3 protein-coding genes and 2 pseudogenes are annotated in these 5,597 nt (G+C 67.6%); 2 read left to right on the forward strand and 3 right to left on the reverse strand.

Features of this window, described 5'->3' with window-relative positions:
- Positions 1-155, reverse strand: a 155-nt coding sequence (locus tag A5791_RS08415; protein WP_067233900.1) for a PPE domain-containing protein, incomplete at its 3' end; no start/stop codon positions are given.
- A gap of 209 nt (positions 156-364) precedes the next feature.
- Here A5791_RS08415 and A5791_RS08420 point away from each other — a divergent pair.
- A pseudogene (locus A5791_RS08420) lies at positions 365-2,664 on the forward strand (heavy metal translocating P-type ATPase); the annotation flags it as partial.
- Here the strand turns inward: A5791_RS08420 and A5791_RS26720 are convergent.
- Positions 2,617-3,348 carry a DUF2275 domain-containing protein gene (locus tag A5791_RS26720; protein ID WP_067233908.1) on the reverse strand — a complete coding sequence of 244 codons (732 nt, stop codon included), beginning with the start codon at positions 3,346-3,348 and terminating at the stop codon, positions 2,617-2,619. The pseudogene A5791_RS08420 and the gene A5791_RS26720 sit on opposite strands and share 48 nt — an antisense overlap.
- 44 nt (positions 3,349-3,392) lie before the next feature.
- Positions 3,393-4,301: a class I SAM-dependent methyltransferase gene (locus A5791_RS08430; protein WP_067233911.1), complete on the reverse strand. Its 909-nt coding sequence runs from the start codon at positions 4,299-4,301 to the stop codon at positions 3,393-3,395.
- A gap of 349 nt (positions 4,302-4,650) precedes the next feature.
- Between A5791_RS08430 and A5791_RS08435 the strand changes: the two are divergent.
- Positions 4,651-5,597: pseudogene (locus A5791_RS08435) on the forward strand (type VII secretion AAA-ATPase EccA); the annotation flags it as partial.

The following is a 5,597-nucleotide window of genomic DNA, read 5'->3' on the forward strand; positions in this document are numbered from 1 at the left end:
AACAGCGCGGACAACTCCGCGGCGACCGCGGCGTAGGTAGCGCTCAACGAACTCCACGCACCGGCCGCGGCCAGCAGCGGGCCCGGCCCAGGACCGCTGCTGAGCAGGGCCGAATGCACCTCGGGTGGTGCGGCCATCCAAACCGGGGCCGTCATTGCGGGCCGCCGGGCGCCGGCCTAAGCGCCAATGAAGACTCCTTAATGACTCAAAGGATGTTCAAAAGTAGTCGGTGACCGGCCCGAAAAAGTTCCCGACCGGCGGCACGGGCCCATGGGGGCCACCGAGGTAATTTGGACCCACGCGACAGCACAACGTGGCGGCAAATATCGCCACCTGCGCGTCGTAAATATTCGCGTCGAGGAAGATGAGCGTGACGTCAGCCATCGCACAAGGTCCGGAAAGCTCGCGGGCTCACCGCCTCGAGCTGGAAGTGCTGGGCATGACGTGTGCGGCCTGCGCCAACACCGTGCGTCGCGCGCTGAACAAAGTCGACGGCGTCCACGCGTCGGTGAACTTCGCGACCAGGACGGCCACGGTCGACACGGACAGCGTCAGCGTCGAGTCGTTGTGCGCGATCGTCGCAGAATCCGGCTACCGGGCGAGGCCCCGCCGGGGAACGACGCCGTCAGCCGACGATCCCGCGGCCGAGCGTGCCCGTGGCCTGTTGCACCGGCTCGCGTTCGCCGCAACGTTGTTCGCGCCGTTGGCTGGTGTGTCAGTGCTGTTCGCGCTGTCGCCGCACACGCGGTTCGCCGGATGGGGATGGCTGCTCATTGCGCTGGCTGCTCCGATAGTCACCTGGGCCGCATGGCCGTTCCACAGGGTCGCCGCCACGAACCTGCGGCACGGCAACGCCAGCATGGAGACGTTGATCTCCATCGGAATCCTCGCGGCGACGGTGTGGTCGCTGTACCGGATTTTCTTCACCAGCAACGCGTACGCTTCCGAGGGCGCGTGGCGGGCGATCATGGGCAGCGATTCCGTTTACCTGGGGGTCGCCGCGGGCGTCACCGTATTCGTCCTCGCCGGACGGTATTTCGAAGCACGAGCGGAATCGAAAGCGGGAGAAGCGTTGCGGGCGCTGGCGACTTTGCGCCCCGCGGAGGTATCGGTCCTGCTGCCCGACGGAGCCGAGTTGGTGATCCCGGCCGACGAACTCAGCGAGCAGCAGCGGTTCGTGGTGCGCCCGGGCCAGCGCATCGCCGCGGACGGCCTGGTGGTCGAGGGCGAGGCCGCGATCGACATGAGCGCGATGACGGGCGAACCCAGCCCCGTGCAGGCCGGTCCCGGCAGCAGCGTGATCGGCGGCACCGTGGCCCTCAACGGCCGGTTGGTGGTCGAAGCCGCTGCGGTCGGCCCCGATACCCAGTTCGCCGGGATGGTGCGGTTGGTGGAAGAGGCGCAGACGGGTCGGGGTGATGCCCAACGCCTCGCCGATCGTGTCGCCGCGGTGTTTGTGCCCGCCGTGCTGGCCATCGCCGCCGTCACCGCCGCCGCCTGGCTGGTCATCGGTGGCAGCGCCGATCACGCGGTGTCGGCAGCCTTGTCGGTCCTGCTGGTCGCCTGCCCGTGCACCCTGGGGTTGGCGACGCCGACCGCTTTGATGGTGGCCTCCGGCCGCGGTGCGCAATTGGGCATCTTCTTCAAAGGCCAGGCCGCGCTGGAAGCCAGCCGCAGGATCGACACCATCGCGTTCGACAAAACCGGCACCCTGACGACGGGCCGGCTCACCTTGACCTCGGTGACCACCGCGGCGGCCTGGGACCGCGGCGACGTACTCGCCTGGGCGGCCGCGGTGGAGTCCGCTTCGGAACACCCCGTCGGACTGGCCATCGCCGGCGCCGGTGATCTTCGATCGACAGGGTCGCCCGCAGTCGCAGACTTCCGCGCTGTCCCGGGAAACGGTGTGGTGGGCACCGTCGAGGGACGCCGGGTGAAGGTGGGCAGGCCGGCATGGGTCGCCCGGGCCGGTAACGTCGGAGCGGACCTCCGCGCGGCCCGATGCGAGTGCGAATCACGCGGCGAGACGGTGGTTTTCGTCTCGGTCGACGACCAGTTGTGCGGCGTGATCGCGGTTGCCGACGTGGTGAAGGAGTCCGCTGCCGGTGCCGTCAACGCGCTGCGTCAGCGCGGCCTGAGCGCGGTCCTCCTCACGGGTGGCAACGCCGCCAACGCGCAGGGGATCTCCGCTCAGGTCGGTATCGAAGAGGTGATCGCGGAGTTGCTTCCGGAAGGGAAGGTCGACGTCATCGAACAACTTCGTGACCGCGGGCGGGTGGTCGCCATGGTCGGTGACGGAATCAACGACGGCCCCGCACTGGCGTGCGCCGACCTCGGTATGGCCATCGGCCGTGGCACAGACGTGGCGATAAGCGCCGCCGACGTGGTCTTGGTTCGCGACAGCCTGGACCTCGTCCCACAAGCTCTCGACTTGGCCCACGCGACGATTCGCACCATCCGGGTGAACATGTTCTGGGCATTCGGCTACAACCTGATCGCGATACCGATCGCGGTCGCGGGTCTGCTCAATCCGCTGATCGCCAGCGCCGCGATGGCGTTCTCGTCACTGATCGTGGTGTCGAACAGCTTGCGGCTGCGCAAGTTTCAGTAGGTACTTCAGGCCGCCGAGTCGTCGGCGGACCGCAGATGTCCGCGTCGCCGTCCCCGACTCGCGTTGTCCGGCAACACGATGTCGTCTATCCGGGCGTTCGACGACGTCGTATCCGGTCCGCCGCGACGCCACAGCAACAGGGCCAGCACGGTTCCGGCCACCACCGGAAGATGACTGAGCGATCGGCCCCCGGTCACCTGATCCGACAGGCCATCGCTGATCACATAGCAGGCCAAGACCACGGTGAAAGCGGTCAGGATGCACGTCACGCCCGGCAGCGTCGTCCGCCAGAACGCCGCAACCACCATTGCGGCGCCCAGCGCCAACGACCAGGCAGTGGACTCGTTGAGCAGATGCGCGCCGCTCATCGCGCCGTGCGCGGTTCCGTGGGTGGCCACCATGCCGAAGTCGGCGCCACCGATCTGCGCGACGGCAAGGGCGATTTGGACGACGCCGACCACCGCCAGGGCCATTCGCAACCAATACGATTGGATCCATTTCGTCCAATCGCTCAGTCTCTCGTGCCGAGCCGCCGGGCCAAGGGACGTGGCCTCGGCCAGCCCGCCTTCGTGGGCGGCCATGCTGCGCAGTTGCAGAGTCCAACCCTGCGCATCGGCGTACCACCCGCGGCATTGCCGGCACGACGCCAGATGCTCGTCGACACGAGCCGACGGCACGGGTTCGCGCTCACCATCCAGCCGCGCGGACAGCGCCTCGCGGGCGATGTCACAGTCCACAGCCGCCAAGATAATTCAGTCCGCCACCGAACTGAAGGACCAGTTCATGCTTTGACCGCGCTCACCAGGGTGTTACGCGCGATCATCGGCCCGGATTCGGTCTCCGGTGCCGGCACTGGGCGGCCGACCGAGTGCAGGTAGTCGGCCAACGGCGTCCCGACCGCCGTCCAGCCCCGCTGCGCGAACCATTCGGTGGCCGGTGCGTGCTGTTCGTTGTAGACCAGTTGGAAAAACGCGCGGTCTTCGGCGCCGGAGGCCATCGCGGCACGTTCCTCTTCCAACTTCGCCTCGAACTCGTTCTGGTCCAGCGGCGCGCCGTCCTCCACCGCGACGTGGCTGCCCGGCGCGGCCAGGCTGTCGATCCCGGTGAACAGCTGCTCCTGCGCGGTTGCCGGCAGATAGATGAGCAGGCCTTCGGCAATCCATGCCGACGGCTTGGCCGGGTCAAAACCGTTGTCGCGTAAAGCTTGTGGCCAGTCCTCCCGAAGGTCGACTGCGATCTCGCGGCGTTCGGCACGCGGTTGGGCGCCGTGCCCGTCGAGCACCTCACGCTTGAACTCGAGGACCTGCGGGCGGTCCAACTCGAAGATCGTGGTTCCGTCCGGCCATGGCAGCCGGTAGGCGCGAGAGTCCAGCCCGGCCGCCAGCACGACCACCTGACGTACCCCGGCGTCGGCCGCGCGGCGGAAATACTCGTCGAAGTACTTGGTGCGGGCGCCCTGGAAGTTGACGAAATGCTCGCCGAAGTCGTCGGTCTTGAGCGGGTGGTCGGGGATCTTGCCGTCGAGAACGTCGGCGGCCGGGCCGCCCACGGCGCGACAGAAGAGCTCCGCATAGGGGTCGACGGCCAGCGGGTCGGGCTTCTGCGCTTCCAGCGCTCGCGCGGTCGCCACGAACAACGCGGTTGAACCGACACTCGTTGTGATGTCCCAGGTATCGCCTTCGCTACGCACGCAACCGACAGTACGCCCGGGGCGATCGGTGCTCGGGGTAGCGATCGCTCGGCTGCCCGCCGGTGGAACTCCGGGACGGGTCGATCCGACTCTTATAGAGGTGCGCAGGGCCGATGCAGTTGATAATGAAAATCATATTCATTAAGTTTGCCGTTGGTGCGCCCGGAGGGACGGCCCAGCGATGACAGAGGGGAAGCCGGTGATGGTGCGAAACGCCCTGGCCAGCAGCACAAAGCCGGGAGTAGGGGCGTGAGGCGACCGGTAACCCGCTGCTCGACAAGCAGCTTAGGTAATGCTAACTTCAGGCGGGTTAGGTTAGGTTTCGCAACATACGGGAGACGAAGCGGCCGTGGAACGCGGTGACACTGGCGTGCTTGCCGCTCAGCCAGCCAATTCTCGGGTAGACGGGGACATCGTCAGCAGATTTGCTACCTGCTGTCGCGCGCTCGGCATAACGATCTACGACCGCCAGCGTCCGGCCGACCTGGCCGCCGCCAGGTCCGGTTTCACCGCCCTCACCCGAATCGCTCATGACCAATGCGACGCCTGGATTGGCCTCGCCGCCTCCGGTGACGTGTCAATGCGGGTGCTGGAAGCGGTTTCCCGGACCGCCCCGACGGCAGGCACGCTGCAACGCAAGGTGGAGCTGGCGCCCGGCATCCTGGGCTTCCGCTACGACTCCGGAATGTATTTGCAGTTCCGGGCGACCGGTCCCGACGATTTCCACCTCGCCTATGCCGCGGCGCTGACCTCGGCCGGCCAATACGCCGAGGCCCATCAGCTGATCAGCGACATCACCGGGCGCCGCCCGAGCTGGCGCGAGGCCCGGTGGGCCGCCGTCGTGCTCAACTACCGCGCCGAGCGCTGGTCGGACGTCGTCAAACTGCTGACGCCGATCGTCAACGACCCCGATCTCGACGCGGCCTACTCGCACGCAGCCAAGATCACGCTGGGCACCGCGCTGGCCCGGCTGGGCATGTTCGCCCCGGCGCTGTCTTATCTCGAAGAGCCCGACGGGCCCGTGCCGGTAGCGGCGGTGGACGGCGCGCTGGCGAAGGCGCTGGTACTACGAGCTCACGTCGACGAGGAGTCGGCCAGCGAGGTTCTGCAGGATCTCTACGCCGCGCATCCGGAGAACGAGCAGATCGAGCAGGCGCTGTCGGACACCAGCTTCGGGATCGTGACCACGACCGCGGCCCGGATCGACGCCCGCACCGACCCGTGGGATCCCGCCACCGAGCCGAGCGCCGACGACTTCGTCGACCCCGCGGCTCACGAACGCAAGGCCGCGCTGCT

Origin of the sequence: Mycobacterium sp. 852002-51163_SCH5372311 (assembly GCF_001667115.1) — a bacterium.
Lineage (GTDB): Bacteria > Actinomycetota > Actinomycetes > Mycobacteriales > Mycobacteriaceae > Mycobacterium.